Source organism: Bradyrhizobium sp. IC3123 (assembly GCF_020193625.1).
Classification (GTDB): Bacteria; Pseudomonadota; Alphaproteobacteria; order Rhizobiales; family Xanthobacteraceae; genus Bradyrhizobium; species Bradyrhizobium yuanmingense.
On the sequence record NZ_JADYVF010000018.1, the window covers coordinates 22271 to 48172 of the forward strand.

Annotated in this window: 24 protein-coding genes, 1 tRNA gene and 1 pseudogene; 14 read left to right on the top strand and 12 right to left on the bottom strand. The window is 64.1% G+C overall.

The window, feature by feature from the left end:
• Positions 1-124 precede the first annotated feature (124 nt).
• From I6F20_RS33645 to I6F20_RS33665, 5 genes are all read left to right on the top strand, one after another.
• A complete protein-coding gene (locus tag I6F20_RS33645; RefSeq protein WP_225130160.1) occupies positions 125-3235 on the top strand; it encodes a bifunctional diguanylate cyclase/phosphodiesterase in 3111 nt (1036 codons plus the stop codon).
• The gene (locus I6F20_RS33650) at positions 3235-4272 is read left to right on the top strand and encodes a sensor domain-containing diguanylate cyclase (protein WP_057025902.1); all 1038 of its coding nucleotides are present in this window, start codon (positions 3235-3237) and stop codon (positions 4270-4272) included. Before I6F20_RS33645 ends, I6F20_RS33650 begins: the two co-directional genes overlap by 1 nt.
• A gap of 63 nt (positions 4273-4335) precedes the next feature.
• A tRNA-Arg gene (locus tag I6F20_RS33655) sits at positions 4336-4412 on the top strand.
• Positions 4413-4800: 388 nt separating this feature from the next.
• Positions 4801-5634, top strand: a complete 834-nt coding sequence (locus I6F20_RS33660) for a helix-turn-helix domain-containing protein (RefSeq protein WP_225130162.1) — start codon at positions 4801-4803, stop codon at positions 5632-5634.
• 129 nt (positions 5635-5763) lie between these two features.
• Positions 5764-6639, top strand: coding sequence for an SDR family oxidoreductase (locus I6F20_RS33665; protein WP_225130163.1), 876 nt, complete (start codon positions 5764-5766; stop codon positions 6637-6639).
• A 226-nt stretch (positions 6640-6865) separates the two neighbouring features.
• Here the strand turns inward: I6F20_RS33665 and I6F20_RS33670 are convergent, their stop codons facing one another.
• Positions 6866-7075 carry a hypothetical protein gene (locus I6F20_RS33670; protein ID WP_225130166.1) on the bottom strand — a complete coding sequence of 70 codons (210 nt, stop codon included), beginning with the start codon at positions 7073-7075 and terminating at the stop codon, positions 6866-6868.
• Between the two features lie 94 nt (positions 7076-7169).
• A complete protein-coding gene (locus I6F20_RS33675) occupies positions 7170-7613 on the bottom strand; it encodes a TspO/MBR family protein (RefSeq protein ID WP_036024016.1) in 444 nt (147 codons plus the stop codon).
• 307 nt (positions 7614-7920) lie between these two features.
• Here I6F20_RS33675 and I6F20_RS38070 point away from each other — a divergent pair, with 307 nt between their 5' ends.
• The 5 genes from I6F20_RS38070 to I6F20_RS33700 all read left to right on the top strand — a co-directional run bounded on the left by I6F20_RS38070 (position 7921) and on the right by I6F20_RS33700 (position 14578).
• Positions 7921-8322 carry an acyltransferase family protein gene (locus I6F20_RS38070; RefSeq protein ID WP_225130168.1) on the top strand — a complete coding sequence of 134 codons (402 nt, stop codon included), beginning with the start codon at positions 7921-7923 and terminating at the stop codon, positions 8320-8322.
• A gap of 4 nt (positions 8323-8326) precedes the next feature.
• A complete protein-coding gene (locus I6F20_RS38075) occupies positions 8327-9856 on the top strand; it encodes an acyltransferase family protein (protein WP_225130298.1) in 1530 nt (509 codons plus the stop codon).
• Between the two features lie 193 nt (positions 9857-10049).
• Positions 10050-11150: a DNA polymerase IV gene (gene dinB / locus I6F20_RS33690; RefSeq protein WP_225130170.1), complete on the top strand. Its 1101-nt coding sequence runs from the start codon at positions 10050-10052 to the stop codon at positions 11148-11150.
• 211 nt (positions 11151-11361) lie between these two features.
• Positions 11362-12699, top strand: coding sequence for a sensor histidine kinase (locus tag I6F20_RS33695; protein WP_346277082.1), 1338 nt, complete (start codon positions 11362-11364; stop codon positions 12697-12699).
• A 424-nt stretch (positions 12700-13123) separates the two neighbouring features.
• Positions 13124-14578: a lipopolysaccharide biosynthesis protein gene (locus I6F20_RS33700; protein ID WP_225130174.1), complete on the top strand. Its 1455-nt coding sequence runs from the start codon at positions 13124-13126 to the stop codon at positions 14576-14578.
• A gap of 123 nt (positions 14579-14701) precedes the next feature.
• Here I6F20_RS33700 and I6F20_RS33705 read toward each other — a convergent pair whose 3' ends face one another.
• Together I6F20_RS33705 and I6F20_RS33710 are read right to left on the bottom strand one after the other, a co-directional pair.
• Positions 14702-14995, bottom strand: a complete 294-nt coding sequence (locus I6F20_RS33705; RefSeq protein WP_036024052.1) for a hypothetical protein — start codon at positions 14993-14995, stop codon at positions 14702-14704.
• A gap of 204 nt (positions 14996-15199) precedes the next feature.
• Positions 15200-15886, bottom strand: coding sequence for a DNA-3-methyladenine glycosylase I (locus tag I6F20_RS33710; RefSeq protein ID WP_225130175.1), 687 nt, complete (start codon positions 15884-15886; stop codon positions 15200-15202).
• A gap of 208 nt (positions 15887-16094) precedes the next feature.
• Here I6F20_RS33710 and I6F20_RS33715 point away from each other — a divergent pair, with 208 nt between their 5' ends.
• Complete coding sequence (locus I6F20_RS33715) at positions 16095-16922, top strand: metallophosphoesterase family protein (RefSeq protein ID WP_225130178.1); 828 nt, start codon at positions 16095-16097, stop codon at positions 16920-16922.
• Here I6F20_RS33715 and I6F20_RS33720 read toward each other — a convergent pair.
• From I6F20_RS33720 to I6F20_RS33735, 4 genes are all read right to left on the bottom strand, one after another.
• The gene (locus I6F20_RS33720) at positions 16861-17346 is read right to left on the bottom strand and encodes a Crp/Fnr family transcriptional regulator (protein WP_057025890.1); all 486 of its coding nucleotides are present in this window, start codon (positions 17344-17346) and stop codon (positions 16861-16863) included. The genes I6F20_RS33715 and I6F20_RS33720 overlap by 62 nt on opposite strands.
• Before the next feature lie 102 nt (positions 17347-17448).
• Entirely contained in the window at positions 17449-18189 is a 741-nt protein-coding gene (locus I6F20_RS33725; protein WP_225130180.1) for a di-trans,poly-cis-decaprenylcistransferase, read from the bottom strand.
• Positions 18190-18219: 30 nt separating this feature from the next.
• Entirely contained in the window at positions 18220-18594 is a 375-nt protein-coding gene (locus tag I6F20_RS33730; RefSeq protein ID WP_025033235.1) for a transcriptional regulator, read from the bottom strand.
• A complete protein-coding gene (locus tag I6F20_RS33735) occupies positions 18581-19198 on the bottom strand; it encodes a hypothetical protein (protein ID WP_225130181.1) in 618 nt (205 codons plus the stop codon). Before I6F20_RS33735 ends, I6F20_RS33730 begins: the two co-directional genes overlap by 14 nt.
• A 206-nt stretch (positions 19199-19404) precedes the next feature.
• Here I6F20_RS33735 and I6F20_RS33740 point away from each other — a divergent pair, with 206 nt between their 5' ends.
• The gene (locus I6F20_RS33740) at positions 19405-20652 is read left to right on the top strand and encodes a S1C family serine protease (RefSeq protein WP_225130183.1); all 1248 of its coding nucleotides are present in this window, start codon (positions 19405-19407) and stop codon (positions 20650-20652) included.
• A gap of 166 nt (positions 20653-20818) precedes the next feature.
• Here the strand turns inward: I6F20_RS33740 and I6F20_RS33745 are convergent, their stop codons facing one another.
• From I6F20_RS33745 to I6F20_RS33760, 4 genes and pseudogenes are all read right to left on the bottom strand, one after another.
• A complete protein-coding gene (locus tag I6F20_RS33745; protein WP_225130185.1) occupies positions 20819-21556 on the bottom strand; it encodes a DUF899 domain-containing protein in 738 nt (245 codons plus the stop codon).
• A 17-nt stretch (positions 21557-21573) separates the two neighbouring features.
• Positions 21574-21909, bottom strand: a pseudogene (locus tag I6F20_RS33750) (SRPBCC family protein); the annotation flags it as partial.
• Positions 21910-21917: 8 nt separating this feature from the next.
• On the bottom strand, positions 21918-22370 hold the full coding sequence (locus tag I6F20_RS33755) for an ArsR/SmtB family transcription factor (RefSeq protein ID WP_036002521.1): 453 nt from the start codon (positions 22368-22370) through the stop codon (positions 21918-21920).
• A gap of 149 nt (positions 22371-22519) precedes the next feature.
• Positions 22520-23494, bottom strand: coding sequence for a Bug family tripartite tricarboxylate transporter substrate binding protein (locus I6F20_RS33760; RefSeq protein WP_036002523.1), 975 nt, complete (start codon positions 23492-23494; stop codon positions 22520-22522).
• Positions 23495-23617: 123 nt separating this feature from the next.
• Between I6F20_RS33760 and I6F20_RS33765 the strand changes: the two genes are divergently transcribed.
• Entirely contained in the window at positions 23618-24034 is a 417-nt protein-coding gene (locus tag I6F20_RS33765) for a VOC family protein (RefSeq protein ID WP_109142053.1), read from the top strand.
• Positions 24035-24260: 226 nt separating this feature from the next.
• Positions 24261-25841: an AMP-binding protein gene (locus I6F20_RS33770; RefSeq protein ID WP_225130187.1), complete on the top strand. Its 1581-nt coding sequence runs from the start codon at positions 24261-24263 to the stop codon at positions 25839-25841.
• The last annotated feature ends 61 nt before the right edge of the window (positions 25842-25902 follow it).

Below are 25902 nucleotides of genomic sequence, written 5' to 3' on the forward strand. Positions count from 1 at the left end.
CGGCGCGATACAAGCGCGGCTACATATCGGCGCCATCACGCAACCGGATTAACGCTCAGGTAACTGGTTTTCCTAAGGTTTGCGCCATTTGTGCGGTGTATTCCTGTTCTTCCAGGGAGGGGGAATGCGCCAGGTCTTTGCCAAGGTAGCAGCCGGAATGTCTCTAGCCGCGGGGAACGGCTGGGAGGCCTTGGCGCGCCGCGGTCCTGTCCTGTGGCTGACCTTGTGCGGCGTATTTCTGGTCGCGGGCATTTTCATCGTCACGGCCATGGCGGTCGGCGAATTCCGCGAGCGGACCCTCGCCAACCGCGAGCGTGAGCTCGAAAACACGGTGAAGCTGATCGCGCGGCATTTCGATCAGCAATTCGAGGATTCCGACGTCGTCGCCGCCGACCTGATCGGACAGATGAACCTGGCGGAGATCACCTCGCCTGCGATGTTCCGCGAGCGCATGTCCGGGCCTGCGCCAAACCAGATGCTGCGCAGCAAGATCAGCTCCGTGTCGTATCTCGGCGACATCGCGATCTACGATGCCGAGGGCGATCTGATCAACTGGTCGCGGGCCCAGCCGCTGCCCAAGATCAACATCTCCTCGCGCGGCTATTTCCAGTCGTTCAAGTTCAACCCGGCGGCCGAGCCGGTCATCCTGGAATCGGTCCGCAGCCTCATCATCGGCAAATGGACCACGGTCGTCGCACGCCGGCTGCGCGGCGCGGACGGCACATTCCTCGGCGCCATGGTGCGGCGGATCGACCCGAGCAGCTATCAGCAATATTTTGCTTCGGTCGCGCTCGCCGACGGCACGGCCATCTCGCTGTTCGATCGCGAGGGCAAGATGCTGGCGCGCTATCCGCACGCCGAGGAGCTGATCGGGCGGAACTTCAAGGACGGGCCGCTGATGCAGAAAGTGCTGGCCGAAGGCGGTCAGCAGACGCTCCGCGGCAGGAGCCCCGTCACCGGTGAGGAGCGGCTCGGCTCGGCTGCGTCGCTGACGCATTTCCCGCTGGTTATCATCGCCACCAACACCACGGCAGCGGCACTTGCGGACTGGCGGCAGCAAACCGGCTTCATGGTGGCCACGGCAGGCGTCGCGGCCAGCGTGATCGCGCTGATCCTCTATCTGATCATCCGCCAGATCAACCGGCAGAACCGCGAAGCCCAGCAGCGCATCGAAGCGGAGCGGCTGCGGCTCGACACCGCCCTCAACAACATGTCGCAAGGGCTGATCCTGTACGACGCGGGCGGCACCATCGTCACCTGCAACCGCCGCTACGCCGACATGTTCGGCCTGTCCCACGACGTCATCAAGCCCGGCTGCCACATCCGCGAGGCGATGTATCATCGCAAGGAGCGCGGCGCATTCGATGGCGATGTCGAAGCGTTTTGCGCCGACGTCATGAGGGTCCTCGCCGAAGGCACGGTCTCGACGAGAACGCATCAGCTGGCCAACGGCCGCGCCTTCCAGGTCATCAACACGCCGCTCGCGCAGGGCGGCTGGGTCGCCACGATCGAGGACATCACCGAGCAGCGCAATCTGGAGCAGGAGCGCGACCGCAACTACACCTTCCTGCGCGAGATCATCGACCATATCCCGTCACGGATCACCGTGAAGGATGCCCGCACGCGGCGCTACCTGCTGGCCAACCAGGTGGCCGAGCAACAACTCGGCGAAACCAGCAAGACGATCGTCGGCAAGACCGCGTTCGATCTCTATCCGGCAGAAACCGCCGGGATCATCACCCGGGACGACGACAAGCTGCTGCAATCGCCGGACGGGTTGTTCCTGGACGAGCACGTGTGGACCACGCCAAGCATCGGGCGGCGCTACATCACGTCCACCCGGATCGGAATCCGCGACAGGTCGGGCGAGCCGCGCTACATCATCAATGTCGTCGAGGACGTCACGGAGCGGCGGCGCGATCACGAGAAGATCGCGCATATGGCGCATTACGACGCGCTGACCGACCTGCCGAACCGGGCCCTGTTCCGCGAGCAGATCGAATGCGAGCTGGAGAAGGTGGCCGAAGGCGGGCAGTTTGCGCTGCTCTACATCGACGTCGACGAGTTCAAGGGCATCAACGATTCGCTCGGTCATCACGTCGGCGACGAGCTGTTGAAGGCGATAGGCGGCCGTCTGCGCGGCTGTCTCAAGCAGGGCGATTTGATCGCGCGGCTCGGGGGCGACGAATTCGCCGTGATCCAGACCGACATCGGGTCTTCCGCCGACGTGCTGTCCTTCGTGAAGCGGATCTACCAGGCGATCCGGCAGCCCTATCATTGCCTCGGCCATCAGCTCTCCACCGATGCCAGCATCGGCATCGCGCTGGCGCCCCAGGACGGCGCCGATCTCGATCAGCTGGTCAAGAACGCCGACCTCGCGATGTACGGGGCCAAGGCCGAGGGGCGGCGCACCCACCGCTTCTTCGAGCCCGCAATGGATGCCTGCGCCAAGGCACGCCTCAGCATGGAGCAGGATTTACGCCAGGCCCTCGTCAACGGCGGCTTCGAGATTCACTATCAGCCGCTGGTCGACCTGCGCTCGGGTGAAGTCTCCGGCTGCGAGGCGCTGCTGCGCTGGCGCCATCCCCAGCGCGGCATGGTGTCGCCGGCGGAGTTCATTCCGGTCGCCGAGGACACCGGCCTCATCACCGAGCTCGGCGACTGGGTGCTGCGCACCGCCTGCAGTGAGGCCGCGACCTGGCCGGCGCATGTGCGCCTCGCGGTCAACGTCTCGCCCGTGCAGCTCAAATGCGACACGCTGGCGCTGCGAATCGCGGGCGCGCTCGCCGCCTCCGGCCTCGACCCGCGCCGGCTCGAGCTCGAGATCACCGAGGCCGTGCTGATCCGCGACGACGAGGCGGCGCTCTCGATCCTGCACCAGTTGCGGTCGATCGGCGTGCGCATCGCGCTCGACGATTTCGGCACCGGCTATTCCTCGCTGAGCTATCTGAAGCGCTTCCCGTTCGACAAGATCAAGATCGACCGCTGCTTCGTCGTCGACATCGCCGAGGCGAGCGGCTCGCCCATCATCGTGCAGGCGGTGGTGAACATCGCGGCCGCCAGCAGCATGACCACGGTCGCCGAGGGCGTCGAGACCGAGGCGCAGCGCGACATGCTGCGCGCGCTCGGCTGCACGCAGATGCAGGGCTATCTGTTCAGTGCACCGAAGCCGGCCAGCGAGGTACGCAAGCTGTTCGGTCCCTCCGATGGCTTGCCCGTGGCTGCGGTGGCCTGATGCCGAAGTCGCGCAAGGCGCTCGATGTCGCCGATTCCTACGCCGTCCGGCTGATGCAGCACCTCGTGGTGCCGACCTTCGTGATTGACCCGAAGCGCCGCGTCGTGATCTGGAACAGAGCCTGCGAGCGGCTGACCGGCGTCGGGGCCGCCGAAGTGATCGGCACCAGCAAGCACTGGCAGGCATTCTACGAGACGAAGCGCCCCTGCCTTGCCGACCTCGTCGCGCTCGACCGGCCCGAGCAGTTGCCGGAGTATTATTCGGAATATGCCGCGCGCGGCCACAACGGGCTCGGCTTCTCCGCGGAGAACTGGTGCGTGATGCCCAAGCTCGGCAGCCAGCTCTATCTCGCCATCGACGCCGGCCCGATCCACGACGAGGCCGGCAACCTGATCGCGGTGGTGGAGACTCTGCGCGACCTCACCGACCAGAAGCGCGCCGAGATGGCGCTGAAGGAGCTCGCGACCAAGGACGGGCTCACTGGCCTCGCGAACCGCCGCGCCTTCGACCAGATGCTGCTCGGCGAATGGGCCCGCGCCCAGCGCACGCAGAAGCCGCTGGCGCTGCTGTTCGTCGACGTCGATCATTTCAAGCTGTTCAACGACCAGCACGGCCATCAGAGCGGCGACGAGTGCCTGCGCGCGGTCGCTTCTGTCGTCAACCGGCACGCAGTGCGCCCGCTCGACCTCGCCAGCCGCTATGGCGGCGAGGAGTTTGCGCTGATCCTCCCCGACATGGATTGCGACAGCGCCTGCATGGTGGCCGAGGCGATCCGCTGCGCCGTGATGGCCTTGGCGATCGCCCATGGCGCAATGGGCGCCGGCGACCACGTCACCCTCAGCGTCGGCGTCGCCAGCCATATTCCTGGTAGTACCGACGGCAGCCCGGACCGGCTGCTCGGCGCCGCCGACGAGGCGCTCTATGTCGCCAAACGCCTCGGCCGCAACCGCGTCATCTGCGCCGAACGGGTTTTGGCCGAATTCGCCGCCCTCGGCGGCAAGCCGGTTCCGGACCCCGTCAAGCGCAAATCGGCCTGAAGCGCGCTTCCATCGAGAAGCGGTTGCCCGCCCCGCGCCAATCGGCTAAATGAACCTCGACTAGCACCCGTAGCTCAGCTGGATAGAGCGTTGCCCTCCGAAGGCAAAGGTCACACGTTCGAATCGTGTCGGGTGCGCCACTTTGTGATTTGCGCGATATTGTCACCGATTGACGCGCAGCTCCCTCGATGCGGCGCGCTACCTCAACTAGCCCTACCTCAACTAGCCCTCGGCAGGCAGCTTCATCCGGCCGGTCGCTTCATCAATCTCCCTGATGGCCTGTATCGCGAAGCACACCCCAGATCAGGATAGAGTGACCAAGCGCGAAGCAGCGGAATGTCGCTCGCGCTACCGAACCGCCCCACATTCACCAGAGCCTTTTCGATCACGTCTTCGATGCAACGGCCTCGGCTCGCGTGAGCCAGTTCTGCCCGCCGGAGCCTCTCTCCCGGAGCGACGAATGTTACCGATTGGCGGCGAGATACCGGGCTTGATGCGACGTACACCGTCCCCCAAATCTCACGTCGGATGTTCAATCGCATCGACATAGCCCGGTTCACATGGGGGAGCGTGCGCGTTGCGCACCTCCGTCTGCCGCCCGCGGCGGACGCAGGTGATGCATCGCTCGCGCTGCCTGGAGCGATCGCGGTGGGGTTTAACGGCCAGAAGAACGCCGCTGTAATGCTGGCGAATGGACGCACGGTCGCTCGCGATGCGCCTGCCGGAACAATCGGTCTGACCGGCGGAGAACCGGTCAAATGGGTGCGAACAACTTCGCCCGCTGAAGTGGTAGAAATTTCAGCGGATGGCTCGCTGCGGAGGCAAATTGCCGAGGAACTTGGTGCTGAGGGCCATGCCGATCTTGCCGATATTCATGGCTGGGAGCACTTTCACGCATGGGCGATCGTTGACCGTTTCCGCGCAGCCGCGCGCGGGAGGCATCATTTGAACGACGTCGAACGCGATTCATTGGTGCGGACCCTCTACGCGATTGTCTTGTGCGGAAAATTCGGAGGGCGGGCGATCGAGCGCTCAAAAGGCTCGCTGGATACTCGGCGCCTGCGCAGAGTGCTGGATTTTGTAGAAGCACACACCGCCACGGATCTGACGCTCGCGCGGCTGGCCGAAGTTGCGGCACTAAGTCCGTTTCACTTTGCCAGGGCGTTCAAGGCCGCCACCGGATCTGCGCCGCATCAATATGTGTCGAGCCGCCGCCTAGAGCACGCGCGCCAACGCCTTCGGAACACGCCCGATAGCGTTGAAGCGATCGCCGCCGACCTCGGCTATTCGAACATCAATCATTTTCGTCGTCAGTTCCGTGCCCGGACAGGTCTGTTGCCGTCTGATATCCGCGCGCGCTGAAGCAAAAGACAGCAAGAATCGACCTGCCGCGCAGCGGCCTCATGCCTCTAGGTTCGCGTGACCGGAGAGCCAAGCCGTTTTTGTGAACGACGGCCTGCTGACATGCTGAAGCGGAGGCGCAGGATAACCATGACTCAAAACGAAAACATTTGGCTATCGCGTCGTTCGATGACACTTGGCATCACCGCGGCGGCGGCTACGGCGGCTGCAGTCGGTCGAACAGACGCCCAAACGAATCAGTCGGGAGACCCGACCCGTGTTCTCGCGGGAAAAGTCGCGCTGATCACCGGAGGGCCGCGCAATCTCGGCCGCGCATATGCAGCAGGACTCGCAGCGGACGGTGCGAGCATCATGATCCACTATCATGACGCGGGCGATCGAGCTGATGCCGAGACTGCAGCGCACCTTGTCCGCGCACAGGGTGCTCGTGCCGCCACTATCGAAGGCGAACTCCACGACATGCCGACGCACTCGCGCCTCGTGGAGGCGACGCTGCGCGAATTCGGTCGCATCGACATACTGATCAACAACGCCGGTCGCATGGTCAAGAAGCCGGTGGCCGAAATCAGCGAGGCCGAATACGACGACGTGTTCGGAGTGAACGCCAAGGCGAGCTTTTTCATAATGAAGGAGGTGAGCCGTCATCTTCCGGACGGTGGGCGAATCATTAATGCATGCTCGTCGCTGATCGACGGCTACCTTCCCAACTATGCGTTATATCAGGGATCGAAAGCAGCTCTCGAACAGTTCACGCGCTCCATGGCGCGCGAACTCGGGGCTCGCGGTGTCACGGTCAATGCCGTTGCGCCCGGCCCAATAGATACACCCTTCTATCGGGCGCCCGAGGACGCGGCCGCCATCGCCTACGCGACGCGTCTTTCTGTAGCGGGGCGCCTCGGCGCGGTCTCCGACGTCGTTCCGCTGATTCGGTTCCTTGCGTCGCCAGCATCGCATTGGGTCACGGGCCAGACTGTCTACATTAACGGCGGCTACACCGGGCGATAAACTACTCGAAAGCGACGCACGAAAGATCTTTCGATCTCATCATTGGCGGCATTGCGTAAGATTTGTCCGGGCGTTCGATATTCCCCGGGCACAATCCGGAGCTGCTCGCGATGATGACCCCGGCGCTGGGCAGCGCACTGGACGAGAGCTCCGCGCGCAGGAAGCAGCGCCTCTCACCCACTGACCCGCAGCACCCGAACCGTGAAGACGAGCACGAGGCCGGCCCTCACGTCAGCAACGCGATGATCGCCTGGAGCTGGTCGGACGCTGCCGTCACCAATCCATCGTATGACGTGTGGCCGTGTGCGGCGGCCTTCAGGATGCATTCGGCGACGGCCGCTTTCAGGCCGAACACCGATTGATGGGCCGGCACACTCGCCATCACGGTCTCCAGCGCTTGACGCATGGTGTGAATGAGCTCGGAGCTGTATTGCATGGGCTGTCCTCCGCGGGCTCATATTGGGTCGCGTGCCCATGCTTGCCACTCACAAGCCTGAGATTGTTTTTTGAATCGGTCGAGACCCAGCGCCTCAATTCAAGCGCCAGATCGCCGCATTGAGCACACCGGCGAACGCGACCCAGGCTGCGTAGGGCACGAACAATCCGGCGGCGAGCCTGTCGCGTGACAGCTCGAGACCGATGTAGGTCACGATCGCGATGAACAGGCCGACGAGAATGACGAGCGCGGCGCCGATCTGGTGCATCGTGAACATGACCGGAGACCAAATGAAGTTGAGCGCCATTTGCGCCGCCCAGGCCAGCATCGCCTTGCCCCTGGGCTCACGGCGAAAGGTCCGCCATCCCGCAACAGCGATCAGAACGTAAAGGATGGTCCAGGCGATCGGGAACGCCCAGTTCGGCGGGACGAAGCTCGGCTTGGCAAGGCCGGCATACCATTCACCGGGGGGATTGGTCGCTCCGATCAACCAGCCGGTGCCGACGACGCCCGCCACGAAGACCAACAACTGAAGCATCCGTCACCTCGCCCTTCTCATCATCCGATTGTAACATCTTTCCATGAGCCAATCCGACTCGATGCCTGGCGCAGCCGCGGCCGTGCGACGAGAAGCGATGCGCTGAGCGCCATGGCAAAGTCCTGCGTCTTCTCGCAGCAGCGTCGGATGGGTTGCCGACGTTGACGGAGACGGCCTGACCGGGGCGAGCCCGATTGGGGGAGAATTCGGCCCGTCCTGCGGTTGAGGAACGCATGCGGGCGCGCTAAAGGCAAGCGGGCGCGCGCGGATCCGCAGTCGGACGAACCGCCGCCAGTGGATTCAGCAATTGGTTACAAAGTTATCCCATCGACGCGACATTGACGGGCTCCGGGCGATCGCCGTCTTGAGCGTATTCCTCTATCATTTGGACGTTCCGCCGTTCGGCGGCGGCTTCGTTGGCGTCGACCTGTTTTTCGTCGTGTCCGGCTATCTGATCTCTCGGATCATTCTCAGCGAGGCAGATCGCGGCGAATTTTCGCTCCAGCGATTTTACGAGCGCCGCATCCGGCGCCTCTTTCCCGCAGCGATCGTCACCATCATCGGCATCTTGGCCGTCGGTGGCCTCTGGTTCTCTCCGGGAGCTTTTCAAGGGCCTGACTCAAGACGCCGTGGCTACGCTGGTATCGGTCTCGAATTTCTACTTCTGGCGCGGCAGCCACGCCTATTTCGCCAACTCGACCGATCCTAGCCCCGTGCTTCACTTCTGGTCGCTGGCCGTCGAGGAGCAATTCTATCTGTTTTGGCCCGTGTTCATTCTGCTGGGGCGCCGATTGCTCGGTCGCGCACTGCCTTTGCTCATCCTTGGCATCGCAATTCTTTCGCTCGGCGTCGCGCAAGCGACACTCGCAACCGACAGCTCGGGTGCTTTCTACCTGCCGACCTGTCGCGCCTTCGAATTTGCGATCGGAGCGCTGGTCATCTTTGCTGAGCAGAGGCTGACCTTCCCGGCCGGAGCGCGCTCGCTGTTGGCTGCCGCCGGATTCGCTTTGATCGCTTACGCGGTCGTCAGCTTCGACAGTGCGACCTCCTTCCCTGGCGCGACGGCCCTCATCCCATGCCTGGGTGCAGCCTGCGTGATCTTGGCGGGCGAGCGTCACGTCCTTTCGCCTGTCCTGACCAATCCGCTGAGTGCGGGGATCGGGCTGGTGTCCTACTCGCTCTACCTCGTGCACTGGCCCCTGATCGTCTACGCAAACTACATCCTGGGCGATGACGCCAAGTCGGTCGCGGTGAAAGTGCTGATCGTCGTCCTCGCGATGGCGCTGGCTGCGCTGATGTATCGGCTGATCGAACAGCCTTATCGCGCGGGTCGCTCGTCACTGCTGCGAGTCGCCGGCCCCGCCGCCGCGACGATCGTCGCGCTCGCGATTGTTGCATTTGTGGCCAACCGCCAAGATGGCTGGCCATGGCGGCTCCCGGCACAGGCCCGCGAGGTCGCCGATCTGCAGCGATTCGGCTTCTGGCCGTGCGCCAAGAGCGCACAATCGAAATGTGCCTTCGGTTCATTGAGCGACCCCGTTGGCGTGCAAGTGCTCGGCGACTCCTTCGCCGAGCATTATGTCGCAGCGCTGGACCCGGCGGCAAAGCGCGCCGCCGTCCGGGGAGAGGCCTATACGGCCGAAGGTTGTCCGTTGCTCGTCGGCCTCGTGCGAACAGCGTTCGACGGCTCGCAGGACTGCAAACGCCAGCGCGATACCTACCTCGCCGCGATCAGGCAGAACCAGGCTCCAATCGTGCTCAGTCAATCCTGGATGACCTACGGCGATGCGCTCCGCAACGAGCTCACGCCGGAGGTCGATGCACCGGCCCTGCAGGTCTGGCGGGCCGGCATCGAGAACACGATCCATGAGCTGGGCGGCAGCGGACGGCGCATCCTGATCATAGCGCCCGGAGTCGAGCCGGGCTGCCGCAGCCCAATGTCCCGCTTCGCACCGGGACCCCTCTGGCACGCACCAAGCAAGCCCTGTCCTGCCGTGCCCCTCGATCGCGTGCAGGCCGACAATCGCGAATTCCACGCCATGCTCGAGGAGATCCGGAGCCGCTACCCGAACCAGGTCTTTCTGCTCTATCCAGAACGCTATTTGTGCGGAGAAGCCGAGTGTCCGACCGCCATGGACGGCCTCTGGCTCTATTGGGACGTCAATCACCTCACGGTCGCAGGTGCGCAGCGCGTTGGCGACGGAGCCTCAAGCCAGCTCCTTGAGTTCATCCGGGGCAAGTAGGAGCCTCTGCCTCTCCCAAGCGATCGCGGCCGAGCCGAAGCCATCTCGACTGAACGGAACTGACGAGCGCCTCTCGTCACGAGCCTGAGATAGCTTTTGACCCTGCCGCGATTGTGCAGCTCAATTCAGCCGCCGGATCGACGGAAGCATCCCTCAGCTCGCGCATCTCCCCACGCGATTGTATCATCTTTCCATGAGCGAATCCGACCCGACGACCGGCGAGCCCTCGCCTGTCCGCAAGATCATCCATATCGACATGGATGCGTTCTATGCCTCTGTGGAGCAGCGTGACAATCCGGAGCTGCGCGGCAAGCCTGTGGCGGTCGGCGGCTCCGCGGAACGCGGCGTCGTTGCGGCTGCGAGCTACGAGGCCCGCAAGTTCGGCGTCCGCTCGGCCATGCCGTCGGTGACGGCGAAGCGGCAATGTCCCGATCTGATCTTCGTCAGGCCGCGCTTCGAGGTCTACAAGGCGATCTCCAGACAAATCCGCGACATCTTTGCCGAGCACACGCCCGTCATCGAGCCGCTGTCGCTCGACGAAGCCTATCTCGACGTGACGGAGAACCTGCAAGGCATCCCGCTGGCGCGGGACATCGCGCTCGAGATCCGCGCGAAGATCAAGGCGGAGACCGGCCTCACCGCGTCGGCGGGTATCTCCTACAACAAGTTCCTGGCCAAGCTCGCGTCCGATCATCGCAAGCCCAACGGCCAGTTCGTGATCTCGCCGGAGATGGGGCCGGCCTTCGTCGAGCCGCTGCCGGTCGGCAAATTCCACGGCATCGGTCCGGCGACGGCTGCGAAGATGAACGCGCTCGGCCTGTTCACCGGCCGGGACATCCGCAACCAATCCCTGGAGTTCATGAACGCGAATTTCGGCAAGTCAGGCGCGTATTATTATTGGATATCGCGCGGCGTCGACGAGCGGCCGGTCCGCGCCGACCGGATCCGCAAATCCGTCGGCGCGGAGAACACGTTCTCGACCGACCTCGATGCGTTCGACGCGCTTGCCGCCGAGCTAAGGCCGCTCGTCGACAAGGTCTGGCGGCATTGCGAGGCGACGGGCAATCGCGGCCGCACCGTCACCCTGAAGATCAAGTTCGCCGATTTCGAGATCATCACGCGCAGCCGATCCGTCGCGGCGTCCGTTGCCGGACGCGACGATCTGGAGCGGCTGGCCTGCGGCCTGCTCGAAGCCGAGATGCCGCTGCCCAAGCGCGTCAGGCTGCTTGGGGTCTCGTTGTCGTCGCTCCACCCCGCCGGCGAGTCGGAGCCGCAGCTGACGCTGGGCATCTGAACGCGGCTTGAGGCCCCTTCGGTGGACGCGGCATCTTTATCCGCGACGCGGCGCCAAACCTGTCGTAGATACACCAGACATGACTTTTCGCGATTGAGTTTGGATGCTTGCCTTATTGATACGCCTCGGACTGCGCTTCGAAGACCGCATCGAGGAACGCCGGTTTGTCGACCAATATGTCCGGGGCAGTCTCGGATGGACGCAGATCGCGATGCTGCTTGGCGCCGCCACCTATGCCAGCTACACGCTCTGGGATTGGGTGCTCTACCCCGAAGTCGTGCCGACCACGCTCGCAATCCGCGGTGGAACCGCCGTGGTCATCCTGCTCCCGCTGACGGCGCTGCTGTCGCGGCGCCGGATGAAGCCATGGGCGGAGACGATCTTTCTCATCTATTGCGTCATCCCGGGCTGCATTTTGCCGAGCATCTATCTCGTGCTTCCCTCGGGCTTCACCTTTGCCGCGCCCGGCATGATGATGATCATACTGTTCGTCTCGACCATGCTGCCCTTGCGGATCGGCTCGCTGGCGATCTTCTGCCTGCTGTCGTGGGTGGCGTTGCTGGTCGCCGAGACATTCGCGTCGACAATGCCGACCGGCCTGAGCTTCATCAACCATTCTCTCGTCGGCAACGCCTACGCATTGTCGCTCTACGCGGTGGCTGCGCGCGAGTACCGGGCGCGAAAGCAGTTCCGGACATCCGAGGCGCTGCAACAGGAAAAGGAACGCTCCGAGAAATCGTTGCGCGATCTGCGCGCGACCCAGGAGCATCTCGTGCAGGCGGAAAAGCTCGCCTCGCTCGGGCAATTGGTGGCAGGTGTCGCTCACGAGGTCAGCACCCCGCTCGGCCTCGCCTTGACGACGTCGACGGCCATGCAGGATGACCTGCAAACGATGAGTGATGCATTGGGCGGAGCATCGGTCCGGCGGTCCGATCTAACCAAGGGCATCGACCGGCTCAAGCAGGGGCTCAACCTGACCTTCGAAAATCTGCACCGCGCATCCGAAATGGTGCACAGCTTCAGGCAGGTCGCGGTCCATCAAGCCGATGAGGACCGGCGCAGTTTCGAGCTCAGGGATTGGCTATCGGAGTTGATGTCCCGGCTCGGGCCATTGCTGTCGCATCATGCCCTGACCGTGGAGGTACACTGCCCGGCGGGAATCAAGCTCAACAGCTATCCCGGAGCGCTTGCTCAGGTGATCAGCAATCTCGCCCTCAACACTGCAGCGCATGCGTATCCTGACAAGAGAGGCGGCCGGTTCGTGATCACGGTAAACCAACCGAATCCGAGATCAGTCCGCCTTGTCTGCGCTGATGAAGGCGTCGGAATCCCTGACCACCTGCAGGCGCACATCTTCGATCCCTTCGTCACGACAAGTCGCGAGAAAGGCAATGCCGGTCTGGGACTGCACATCGCGTTCAATCTCGTCACCTCATCGCTCAACGGGCGCTTGCTGCTCGAGAGCAAGGCGAGTCCGGGAACTCAGATCGTCATCGAAATTCCCGTTGAAGAACACGTTGCAAGAGGACCGCGAAGACTAGAGGTTTGACACTATTGCGAGCGGTTCTGTGTCGATCTTCGAGGCACTGCCTGACGTGAAGCTGACAGACCAGCCTCTTTTTCGATTTCGACGCGCTGCTCTGAACAAGATGCACTCCATTGGCTGTTCGTTCGAGCGCGATCGACGTAAAGTTTTTTGCGAACGCAGTTTGGTCGCGCCATTCAATTGACACGTACTGACGGATAGTCGTCGGCGTTTCGCGACGCTGCTCACGCGCGATAGCCTCGATGTCTCTCTCGTGCGGTGGTCCGCGCATGAGGGCGTCCGGTTGATCGCACATGAATGAAGCGCCAATCGCATGAAATCGAAAAGATAAACTGTCGTTTGATTCACCGTCTTGCTTTCGAACTGCGCTTGAAATTTTCGTTGTTCGCCGCTCGAGGAGCTGATCGTGACTCAACTCAACATGCGCTTGTCCGAGGACGAGCAGTCCCGGAACGTACGGAAAGGTGCGCTCGCTGCGATCGTCACTCAGGTCGTGCGTGTAGCGACGCAGACCGGATCTGTGATCCTGCTCTCGCGCCTACTGACGCCAGTCGACTTTGGTACTTATGCAATGGCTTCGCCGGTGCTCGCCTTCGCGGTGCTGTTCCAGGATCTCGGTCTTGGACACGCGACCGTGCAGAAGGACGAGTTGACGCACAACGAGCTGAGTGCGCTATTCTGGGTGAACCTCTCGGTCGGCGCGCTACTGGCGGCCACACAGGTGGCGCTATCGCCGCTCGTTGCCAGGTTCTACAGCGCGCCAAATCTCGCCCCACTGACATCTGGTATGAGCGTCACGTTGCTGCTCAGCGGCGCTGACGTCCAGCATTTGTCGTTGCTGACGCGACAGATGAGATTCTGGACGCTGGCAGGCCTGGAGTCCGCGGCCGCACTGACTGGATTACTGACCTCTGCCGCGGTCGCGTACGTCTATCACAGCTATTGGGCCATTCTCGCCGGCAGCCTGACATCAGGTCTGGTGCTCGCGAGCGGCGCGTGGCTGAGTTCGGGATGGTTGCCGTCGAGGCCCGGCTCGATCAAGGCTGCACGCGACATGCTGAACTTCGGGCTCGGCGTGACCGGCTACAATCTTGCCGAATTCCTGTCCCGCAATACCGACGGGGTGTTGATCGGCAAGGTCTGGGGGGCTGCCTCGCTTGGCGCGTATAACCGCGCCTACCGGTTGCTGCTGTTTCCGCTTCAGCAAGTCAGCAATCCGATGGTGCGAATCATGCTGCCGACGCTGTCGGGCCTGCTGAAGGAGCCGGAGCGCTATCGGGATTCGTTCCGTCGCGCGGTGCTGCCGGCGCTCCTGCTCGTGTTGCCTGGCGTCGGCTTCATGATCGCGACCGCCGATACGCTGGTCGAAACCCTGCTCGGCGGCCAATGGAGCGAGGCTGCGCCGATCTTCGTCGCCCTCAGCATCGCCGGTCTGCTGCAGACCAGCAACAGCCCCGCCAACTGGCTTTTCCTCAGCCAGGGCCGCACCAAGGAATACATGCGCTGGGGCCTGTTCAATGTCTCAACATCGATTCTCGCTTTCATATGCGGGCTGCCGTTCGGACCAGTCGGCGTCGCCAGCGCATACTCGATCAGCGAGTGCGTGCGCACGCCCATCCTGTGGTGGCTGATTGGGCGACGCGGCCCGGTGCGTCATCGAGACCTCATGGAAGTGGTCGGGCCACATCTCGCCGGAGCCCTCGCTTCCGTGGTGACGGTGTCTCTGCTGCATCGCTGGCTGCTGGCGCGTTCGATCGGAGGGATCCCGGAATTGGCAGCCTGCTTCTGCCTTTCATATGCGGTTTCGCTCACGATCGTTGCGCTGTTTCCGGCCTGTCGCGGAGAAATGTGGCGCTACGCACAGAGCATTCGCGACAGATAATGCGACCGGCACCAGACCGTTCGCAAGACGGCGGAGCTGATCACCACGTCACCAGTCACGCCAAAGCCGCGCGCCACGGGAGTGCCGTGGCGCACGTGTCTCCAAAACGTCCCGTCGGGCTGCTCAATGCCTCACATGCTCGAACACCACGATCACGCCGGTCGGTTCGGGCTCATGCGCCATCAGGCGCGTCAGGTCGGAATCGCCCCAATCAGCGAGGCTGACGACCTCGCCGCTCTGGCGGTCGCTGCCGAGCGATCCCGTCGGCTCGAGCACCTTGAGGCCCATCTCGTCGACGAAGAAGGTGTGCTCGCCGAACATGCTGTTGAGCTGCGGCATCGCCGGATGTTCGTCGGGCAGCACCTGAGCGCCGAGCTGGTTGACGGTCTGCTTCACCTGTTCAGATGTGAGCTTCATGAGCTGCTCCGTTGTTGTATCCGGTTTTCATCGAGCCAGGCGGGAGCGAGCATTCCCTGCGCCCTTATGCGCCTGGCTCAGAGTCCCGAACAGGTGCTGCGGACAAATGTTCCTGCGAAATGTATTTCGTGATCGCGGGGTTTCATCGGCCGCGTTCGCGGCACAAGATCGCCACAGGATGCACACGATCTATCGATCGACGCGCTACTCGCTGCTGTTCTCGCCGACCGACAGCGCGCAGATGCGTGACAAATATGTGTACGGCAGGTCGGACTCCTCGGCCCAGGCGTTGAACTGCGCCTGCACCTTGGCGAGATCGCCCTTCGACTTGACCTCCTCCGCGATGTCGAGACCGGCAGCGCGCAGGCAGGCCACGACGTCCTTCGACGTCACGAAACCGTCCCAGCCGACGAAGCGGAGCAGCATCTGGCCGGTGTTTCCGCCCAGCCGGCTGCCGCGTTTGTTGAGGAGGTCGAGCAGGCCGATCTCGTCGGAGGACGGCCATTTCGCCAGGAACTTGCCGAAGCTGCCGTGCTCCTTTGCGATCTCCTGCACGAAGGCGGCGTTGTCGCGCACCGACATGATCTTGGCACCGTTGCGCACGATGCGCGCGTCGCGCAGTAGGCCCTCCCAATAATCTTCGGGCTGGAACGTGAGCTTGGCGGGCTGGAAATGCAGGAAGGCCTGCTCAAAGCCGTCCCATTTGGAATCGATCACGCTCCAGGCAAAGCCGGCGCAGAACACCCGCTTGGTCATTTCGGCGAGGATACGATCGTCGCCGAGCTTGGCCAGCTGCTTGAGGTCCGGCTTGGCCGGCATCAACTTGTCCAGCGCCTTGGGCCCGCCCTTGCGCTTCTCGGCGCGGGCGCGAATGGTCTTGAAGGAGGTCATGTGAACACAGGTGTTGAGAGCAGGCCACGACACCAGAATTCGGCGATCCGGTCCAGCCCCGCATTGCCGCCCCTTGCGCCCTGCGACGGGACGCAGCATGCTGTCGCTCATTGGATTGATGCAAAGGGGCGGCCGGGCTGGTCTGCTTCTTGCTTTATGCCGTTTTTGGAATTCCCTGACATTTTGATCTCTGGCCGTCGGATTTTCCATGCGCTGCCTGGTCGTGGCCGACCTACACTATTCGCTGCCGCAGCTCGACTGGCTGGTCAGCGCGGCGCCGCAATTCGACCTCGTGATCTTCGCCGGCGACGCGCTCGACATCGGCTCGATGGTGGATTTCCGCGCCCAGATCGTGGTGGTGAAGAAGTATCTCGCGCTGCTGGCCGCGACGACCCGCGTGATCCTCTGCTCCGGCAATCACGATCTCGACGAGCGCAACGCCGAAGGTGAGAAGATTTCGCGCTGGATCTCGGAGGTGCGCGAGCTCGGCATCGCCTGCGACGGCGACGGCCTGACGGTCGGCGATACCCTGTTCACGGTGTGCCCATGGTGGGACGGACCCCAGGTCAAGCAACGCCTCATCGAGCAGTTGCGCGATGCCGCAGCCGTCAGGCCGCAGCGCTGGATCTGGGCGCATCATGCGCCGCCGGCGGATTCACCGACGAGCTGGGGCGGCAAGCGCTTCTTCGGCGACGTCGAGCTGGTGCAGTGGATCATGCAATACCAGCCGTCGATGGTGATCTCGGGCCATGTGCATCAATCGCCCTTCATCAGCAATGGATCGTGGTTCGACCGGCTGGGCCAGACCTGGGTCTTCAACACGGGCCTGCAACCCGGCCGTCCCCCAACCTGCATCGTGCTCGATCTCGATGCCGACAAGGCGTTCTGGCTGGCGGCCGGCGCGGCGCAATGGATCGACCTGAATGCGCCGTTGCGGCGGCCCGCCGCCCCCATCGAGGCGCCGCCCGACTGGCTCACATTCTTGGATCGGATTGCCGATCAGAGCCGGGCGAAACCTCAGCCGGCGGCAGGTTGATCATGCTCTGGAGCACTTCGCCGACCATGGCCAGATGCGTGCCGTGGCCGGCATATTGCCGCTTCAGATCGGCGAGGTAGGTGTTGGCGACGTTGAGCCTCTGCGCCAGCATTTTTGCGATCAGCAGCGCCACGCCCGGCTCCCTCTCGAGGAACGCGGCGGCATCCTCGAATTCGTAGACGATGGCGTCGGAGCAGGCCCGTACCGTTGCGGTGTGCGGCTGGCCCAGCAGCACGGACATCTCACCCAGCACCGCGCCGGGCTCGGTGACGGTGGCGACCACCATCTCGGCCTTGAGCACCTCGAGCCTGCCTTGCATCAGCACGTAGAGATGGCCGGAGGTGCCCCCCTCGGCGACGATGATGGTGCCGGCGGCAAGCTGCCGCTCCGTTCCGCCGGTGCAGTAATCGAGGACTGCGCGCATGGTGCGAACGCTCCCGTCGCAGGGGTACACAACGCCGGAAGACTAGAGCACGATCCATGCCGGGCGGCAATCGGTGGGGGAGCCGGCGGGCGCCGAGGCGCCTCACACCTGCGAGAGCGAGGGCGCCTCTCCGGGCATAATGGCTTGCAGCCCGCCGAAGCGGCGCTCGCGGCCATGGAAGGCGGCGAGCGCCTCGGCAAGATCGCCCGCGTCGAATTCGGGCCACATCCGCTCGGTGAAGTACAGCTCGGCATAGGCGCCTTCCCAAAGCAGGAAGTCCGACAGCCGCTTCTCGCCGGAGGTGCGGATGATGAGGTCGACGTCGCGAAGGCCAGCCTCGCCTGTGACGAGCTGCGAGAAGGCTTCACGCGTCAGGCTGGTCAGCGCGGCCGCCTTGGCCGCGGCATTGAGGATGGCGTCGCGCGCGGAATAATCGACGGCGATGCGCACATGCAGCGCGCGGCCATCGGCGGTGGCCGCCTCGGCGCGCGCGATCGCGGCGGCGATGCCGTCGGGCAGGCGATCGCGGCGGCCGATGACGGAGAGGCGCACGCCGTTCTTGACGAGGCTCTGCACTTCGTTCGCGAGGTAGAAGCGCAGCAGGGTCATCAGCGCCGCGACCTCGGCCTTCGGCCGCCGCCAATTGTCGGTGGAGAAGGCGTAAAGCGTCAGCGTGCCGATGCCCTGCTTGGGCGCGGCCTCGACGATGCGGCGGATGGTCTCGACGCCGGCCTCGTGGCCGCGCACGCGCGACAGGCCGCGCCGCGTCGCCCATCGGCCGTTGCCGTCCATGATGATGCCGACATGAAGCTTCTCGTCGCGGGACGTGATGTCACTTTGCATTGCAAAGTCTCCGGTCAAAAAGGGGGGAGATCAGGTCGAGGCGATGCCGAGGCGGCCGAGCGGCGGCGCCTCGCGGCCGGCGGCCTTCGCCGCGTCGCGCACCAGCCGCTCGAGCACGGCGAGATAGTCGAGAAAGCGGCGGCGGCCGGCCTTGGTGAGGCGGCAGGTCGTGTGCGGGCGATTGCCCTCGTAGCCCTTGGTCACCTCGACGAGGCCGGCCTCCTGGAGCACGGCGAGGTGCCGGCTGAGATTGCCGTCGGTGAGGCCGCAGAGCTGCTTGAGATCGCCGAACGCCAGCCCCTTTGGATGCGCCATCAGCGAGGTCAGAAGCCCGAGCCTTGCCTTCTCGTGGATCACGCGGTCGAGCCCTTCATAGGAGAAGGGCGCGCTGTCAGTCTTCGACATCGTTGTCTCCGGACGCGAAATGCAGAATGGCCGCCATCAGCGATTGGCCGATCAGGAAAGGTAGGCCCATGGTCCATGGCGACAGCGTGTGGGTTCGGCTCGCGAGCACCACGACCGCGAAACCGGTCACGAAATACCAGGCGCCGGCGAGCGCCACCGTGCGCGGCAGCGAGCGGACCGAGGCAAAGATGCCGAGCGACACCAGGATCTGCCACAGGCCCGGCAGCAGCCACAGCGTCTCGCTCGCGAACTTCCACATCACCACCGCGAGCAGAACGCCGGCAACGCCCGCCGGCAGGAACTGCTCGACCGCCTGGTGGATCATCGCGTCGGCGAGGCCGGAATGATGGCGCCGCGACCGGGCGCGCATCTCGATGCCGATGATCAATCCAGACAGCGCGGCGGCGATGAACCAGCCGATGAAGAAAACGAGCGGCTCGCCGGTGGGATCATCCAACAACCAGAATTGCAGGACGGCGGTGATGAGCGCAACAGCACCGGTCGCCGCCATCGTCGCCGGGCCGTAACCGCGGAAAGCGGTGCCTGCCGCGATCTGGCTACGGATCGTCACGATGTCGGCCAGCGCCTTGTCGAGATCGCGCATCGGCAACGCCAAAACCTCGTTCCACCCCGGCTTTCGCGGGACACCGGTCCCGTTACTTTGTATTGCAAAGTATATGGCACTGCAAAGTAAATGCAAGCCCGAATTGTTGCGGTCAGCCGAACCGACTGGTGCGGACAACTGACGGTTGCGCCTCACCTGCCCTCGCGGATAAGATGGATGCGAGTGCGTTTGCCGGGGGCTGAGGTATGTGGTTGAGGTCTTTGGTCGTTGCGTTCGTGTTGCAGGTGAGTGTGTTCGGGGCGAACGCGGCGGGGCCGTTCGGCACCGTCAATGTCGGCAACTGGGCCGGCGGCGCATTCAGCAATGACGAGACGGGCGCGTTCTCCCATTGCGCGGCGACCGCACCTTACGCCAACGGCGTGAGTCTCTTCGTCGCGCAGAATGCGGCCGGCTCCTGGCTGCTGAGCTTTGCCAGCCCCAGCTTTCGCTTCAACAAGGGCGATACCGCGCCCATCGACTTCATCTTCGACGGCCAGGAGCAGGCGAGGTTGTTTGCGACCGCCGGCACCACCAATATGGTGACGACCATCCTGCCCCCCAACGTCGCTCGCACCTTCCAGAAGGCAAGCCTGATGGTGATCACGACCAACGGGAGCAAGCCACTCCAATTTGTGCTGACGTCGACGGCCCCCCTGATCGCGGCGCTGGCGAACTGCGTCACGCGGGTGAAGGCAGACGGGCTCAGCAAGGCCGGCGATTTCACCAAGGGTGCGGCCAAGCCGGCGGCGACGGCGGAGAAGCAGACGGCAGCGCCGGCCGGCGGCAAACCCGCCCGAGCCAGGAGCGGCAGCGGCTTCGTCGTCAGCGCGAGCGGGCACGTCGTCACCAACCATCATGTGATCGACGGCTGCGTCGGCGACGTCAGGGGCAATCTCACCGGCGAAGCCGCAATGGTGCTGCGCGTCGTCTCGAGCGACGCCAACAACGATCTCGCCCTGTTGCAGGCGCCGTCGACGACGACCTTCAAGGATTTTGCCCGGATCCGCGACCGCTCGATCCGCTCCGGCGATTCCGTGGTCGCGATCGGCTTTCCCTATCACGGCATCCTGACCTCGGACTTCAGCGTGACCACCGGCATCGTGAGCTCGCTCAGCGGCATGCGCAACGACTCGCGCTTCCTGCAAATCAGCGCACCCGTGCAGCCTGGCAACAGCGGCGGGCCGCTGTTCGACAACACGGGTCGGGTCGTGGGCGTGGTCACGGGCAAGATTCCAGCCTTGCGGATCGCGGTGGCGACCGGCAACATCCCTGAAAACATCAATTTCGCCATCAAGACCGGAGTGCTGCGCGATTTCCTCGACAATTCGATCGTGCCCTATCAGACCGCCGAGCCAAAGAGCGAGCTCAAGACCACCGACATCGCCACCAACGCCCGGCCGTACACGATGCTGATCTCGTGCAACGCGGCGGAGCAGGCGGAGGCGAAGCGGTAGCTATCGGGGCAAGGCACACCCTGCACCTCACCCGTAGCTGTCATTCCCCGCGAAGGCGGGGAATCCAGTACGCCGCGGCCTTTCGATTCATCACTGCCGTCTCGGAATACTGGATCGCCCGGTCTAGCCGGGCGACGACACCTTTGATGTGCGTCGAGCGCTCCCCTCACCCGTGGCAGCACGCCGCCTTCGCCGGCTGCGGCTCGTACTGGTCGCGCAGGCGCACCCAGTCCATCGGATAAGGCAGGCCTTCCTCGTGACGGCCGAGCGGGGTGAGATCGAGATATTGATATGCAGCGTTCATCATGTCGAGGCCGCGGGCGAAGCAGGAATAAGTGTGGAAGATCGCGCCGGCCTCGTCGCGGAAGAACACGCTGATGCCGGGCAGTTCGGGGCCGTAGAACGGCGTGGTCCCGAAATTGTACATCGGCTTGCCGGTCGCGACCTCTTCCTGTGAGAACGTCACGCCGTAATCGCGGTTGAAGTCGTTGCGGCCTGAGGAAACCCAGTCGAAGGTCCAGCCCATCCGCTTCTTGAAGGCTTCGAGCTTTGCGCTTGGCGCCAGCGAGACCGCAACCATGGCGGTGTCGCGCGCGGCCAAATGCGGCACCATGCGCTCGAACCCATCGGCCCAGAACGAACAGCTCTTGCAGGCCGCGTCCCAATCGGGTGCGAACATCACGTGCTGCACGATCAGCTGCGGCCGGCCCTTGAACAGATCGCCCAGGGACACAATGCCGTTCGCCCCTTCGAATGCGTACGCCTTGTCGACCTTGACCCAGGGGAGCCGGCGGCGCTCGTCGGCAAGCCGTTCGCGAGCCTGGGTCAATTCCTTCTCGTGGACCAGAAGGGCCTTGCGCGCGACGATCCATTGCTCGCGCGAAACGATCTGATGTTGCTGCATGGCGTTCTCCTTGGGGATCAGGCGACGAAAGCATCGAGCTTGTCGAAAATCGAGCTCCAGCCGCGCTGGTGGTTGTCGCGCGCGGTCTCGTCGAAGAACTGGGCGTGATGGAAGATCATCAAGGTGCCGGCAGCGTCCGGCTTCAGCGAGATCGTCACCAGCGACTCACGCTCCGGCGTCGAGTGCCAGGCCCAGGTGAAGACCAGAAGCTCGTTCAGCACCACCTCGCGATAGCGGCCGCCGGCCTCGAAGTATTCGCCGTCGTCCCCCGTGAAGCTGATGCGAAACCGGCCGCCGGCGCGGACGTCGAGCTCGGCTTGAAGCGTCGCCGGCTTCATGTTCGGCGGCCCGAACCATTGCGCTAGCTGCGCGGCTTGCGTCCAGGCGGCGTAGACCTTTTGCGGCGGCGCGCGGAGCCGGCGCGTGAGCGTGAGGCTTGGTCGTTCTGCCGGGCGTTCGGCGGTGTTGGCGGTTGCGTTGGCCATGTCTCTTCCTCCACGAAGGCGGCAAGGCGATCGAGATTGTGGGACCAGAACTGCGCATAACGATTGAGCCAGTTCATCGCCTGCTCCATCGGCTGCGCGGTCAGCCGGCAGGCGACCGTGCGCCCGGTCTTCTCGCGCACGATCAGCCCGGCATCGGTGAGCACGTCGAGATGCTTCATGATCGCCGGCAGCGATACCGCAAACGGGGCCGCCAGCTCGCTCACCGACAGGCCGTCCTGCTCGCCGAGGCGCGCCAGCAAGGCACGCCGCGTCGGGTCTGACAGCGCCGCAAAAGTCCGGTCCAGCGTCTCGTCCTGATACTTAACCATGTGGTTTAGTATAGACGCGAGCGCGGCAACGTCAAGCCGGAAGGCGCAGGCGCGGATCCGCACGAGAGCGTGATCGGGTTGCTGGCAATGCAGCCAAGAAAAAAGCCCTGCCGAACGGCAGGGCCCTCTTCCTCATCATCACGAGATTTCTACTCGACCTTCAGGCCGGCGAAGTCGACGACCTTCTTCCACTTTTCGGTCTCGGCCTTGATCTCCTCGCCGAACGCCTCGGGCGTCTGCACCCGCGGCTCGCCGCCGAGCTCGACCAGGCGCTTGGCCATGTCAGGCTCCTTGAGCACCGCGTTGACCTCGGCGTTGAGCTTGGCGATGATTTCCTTCGGCGTGTTCTTCGGCGCGCCCATGCCGAACAACGCGCTCGCCTCATAGCCCTTGACGGTGTCGGCGATCGGCTGCACGTCGGGCAGCTGCGGCGAGCGTTCCGTGGTGGTGACGCCGATCGCGCGCAGGCTGCCGGAGCGGATGTGCTGAATGATCGAGGGCATGTTGTCGAAGATCACCTGCACCTGGCCGGCGAGCATGTCGGTGATCGCGGGCGCGGCGCCGCGATAGGGCACGTGCTGCATCTTGCAGCCGGTCATGGCCATGAACATCTCGCCGGACAGATGCACCGAGGTGCCGTTGCCGGACGAGGCCATGTTCACCTTGCCGGGATTGGCCTTCACATACTCGATGAACTCGGCGACGTTCTTGGCCGGCACATCCTTGTTCACGGTCATCACGTTCGGAACGCGCTGGAACGAGGCGACCGGCGCGATATCGTTCACGAAGTTGAACTTGAGATTCTTGTAGAGCGAGGCGTTGATGTAGTTGGCCGGGTTGACCAGCTGCAGCGTGTAGCCGTCGGGCTCGGCATTGATGACCGATTCGGTCGCGATGTTGTTCCCGGCGCCGGGCTTGTTCTCGACCACGAATTGCTGGCCGAGCTTTTCCGACAGGCGCTGGCCGATCAGCCGTGCCAGGATGTCCGTGGCGCCGCCCGGCGGATAGCCCACCACCCATTTCACCGGACGGGCCGGATAATCGGCGGCAAGGGCCTTCGACAGCGGGGTGGCTGCAAGCGGACTGGCGGCGAGCAGGCCCAGCGCGGTACGGCGAGTGATCATCTCAAGGGTTCTCCCAGTGTTGTTCTTGAAGTCGGATGGCTTGAAAGCCGCGTCGCTGCGGTTGTAACAAAGCTTGCCGCGTGCGGAAAGTGCGCGGGGCACATCACGACGAAAGGATGAGACATGCCGGTCAAGGTTCATGCCCTGGATCATCTCGTGATCAATGTCAGCGACGTCGCGGCAAGTGCTGCGTGGTACGGCAAGATTCTCGGCATGGAAGTCAAGGTGTTCGATCCCGGCGGCGGCAAAGCGCCGCGGACTTTCCTTGAATTCGGTAACCAGAGGATCAACGTCCGGCAACGCGATGCCGACAAGGTGGAGTGGTTCACCGCGAACCATCCCACGGTGGGCAGCGAAGATTTGTGCTTTCTCACCTCGGCCACGCCGGACGAGGTGGTGGCGCATTTGCGGGCACATGGCGTCGCGATCGAGGAAGGTCCGGGCCCGAGGCAAGGCGCCCGCGGCACGTTGCGCTCGGTCTATTGCCGGGATCCCGATGGCAGTTTGATCGAGATCTCGTCGTACGGGGACGCCGGCTGATAGGGCCGCCGCGCCCCCGAACGCCGTCATTGCGAGGAGCGCTTGCGACGAAGCAATCCAGACTGCCTCCGTGGAGAGAGTCTGGATTGCTTCGCTGCGCTCGCAATGACGGTGGAGAGAGCGCGCTCACGCATACCCCCGATTGCGTCCCGCGTCGTCCAATGGCAGGAAGACGCAATCATCAAAAGACAGCCGCCGGCAAGATGCGGCTGCACCGGGAGGAGCCATGCCAGTTCAACAGACCACAGCTGGAATCGTGGGCCCGTTCGACGGGCTCGACGTGCCCTGGCTGCTCAAGCTGCGCGCCGAAGTCCGGCGTGATCATCCGTTCCTGATCTGGGCCCCGTTCGACGCGCCGGCGCGGCGCTGGAGCTACGGCGAGTTTCACGAGCGCGTCGGCGCGCTCGCGGCCGGCCTCGCCAGGCGCGGCGTCAAGCCGGGCGAGTATGTGCTCATTCATCTCGACAATTGCATCGAGGCGATGCTGGCCTGGTTCGCCTGCGTCGAGCTCGGGGCCGTCGCCGTCACCACCAACACGCGCTCGGCGCCGGCCGAGATCGCGTATTTCGCCGATCATTGCGGCGCGGTCGCCGCGATCACGCAGCCGGCCTATGCGGAAGCCGTCGCGCAGAACTGCCGCAGCATACGCTGGCTGGCGGTGACCTCGCACGATGCGGGGGCGGCGCCCGCGCGGGGCGTCTCGCGGGGCGACAGCTTCGAATCGCTGTTCGCCGACAGTGCCGATCGCCCCCGGCGCGCGACCGATCCGCTCGCGCCATGCAGCGTGCAATACACCTCGGGCACGACGTCGCGGCCGAAGGCGGTGCTGTGGACCCACGCCAACGCACTGTGGGGCGCCAAGATCAACGCCGCGCACGAGGACCTTCATGCCCGCGACGTGCACCAGGCGTACCTGCCCCTGTTCCACACCAATGCGCTGGCCTATTCCATGCTGGCGACGCTGTGGGTCGGCGCCACTTGCGTGATCCAGCCGCGCTTCTCCGCCAGCCGGTTCTGGAGCGTCGCGCGCGAGCACGGCGCGACCTGGACCTCGACGATCCCGTTCTGCATGAAGGCACTGCTCGAGCAGGAGATCCCGAAGGACCACAAGTTCCGCCTGTGGGGCACCGCCATCAACGAGCCGCCGGCCTTTGCCGCCTTCGGCGTCAAGATGATCGGCTGGTGGGGCATGACCGAGACCATCACCCACGGCATCGTCGGCGAGGTCGATCAGCCCAACATCCCGATGTCGATCGGTCGCGCCGCGCCCGAATATCAGATCCGCATCACTGACGACGACGGACGGCCGACGGAGGTCGGCGACACCGGCAATCTCGCGATCAGAGGCATCCCCGGCCTGTCGCTGTTCGCCGAGTACCTGCACAACGAGAAGGCGACGCGCGAGAGTTTTGACGAGCACGGCTTCTTCCTCACCGGCGACCGCGTCGAGCGATTGGAGAACGGCTTCATCAAGTTCGGCGACCGCGCCAAGGACATGCTGAAGGTCGGCGGCGAGAACGTTGCGGCTTCCGAGATCGAGCAGGTGATCGCGCTGGTGCCGGGCGTGCGCGAGGCCGCGGTGGTGGCGAAGAAGCACCCGATGCTGGACGAGGTGCCGGTGGTCTTCATCATCCCGCAGGGCGGCGTCGCAGGCGCTGCGCCCGACTTGCATGATCGCGTGATGGAAGCCTGCCGCAACGGCCTCGCCGACTTCAAGCTGCCGCGCGAGATCAGGCTCGTCGACGACATGCCGCGCTCGACGCTGGAGAAGGTGGCGAAGGCGGAGCTGCGGAAGCTGGTGGGGTGATCTCGTAGGGTGGGTTAGCCGAAGGCGTAACCCACCAACTTCGTTCGGCAATTGCGGAGGC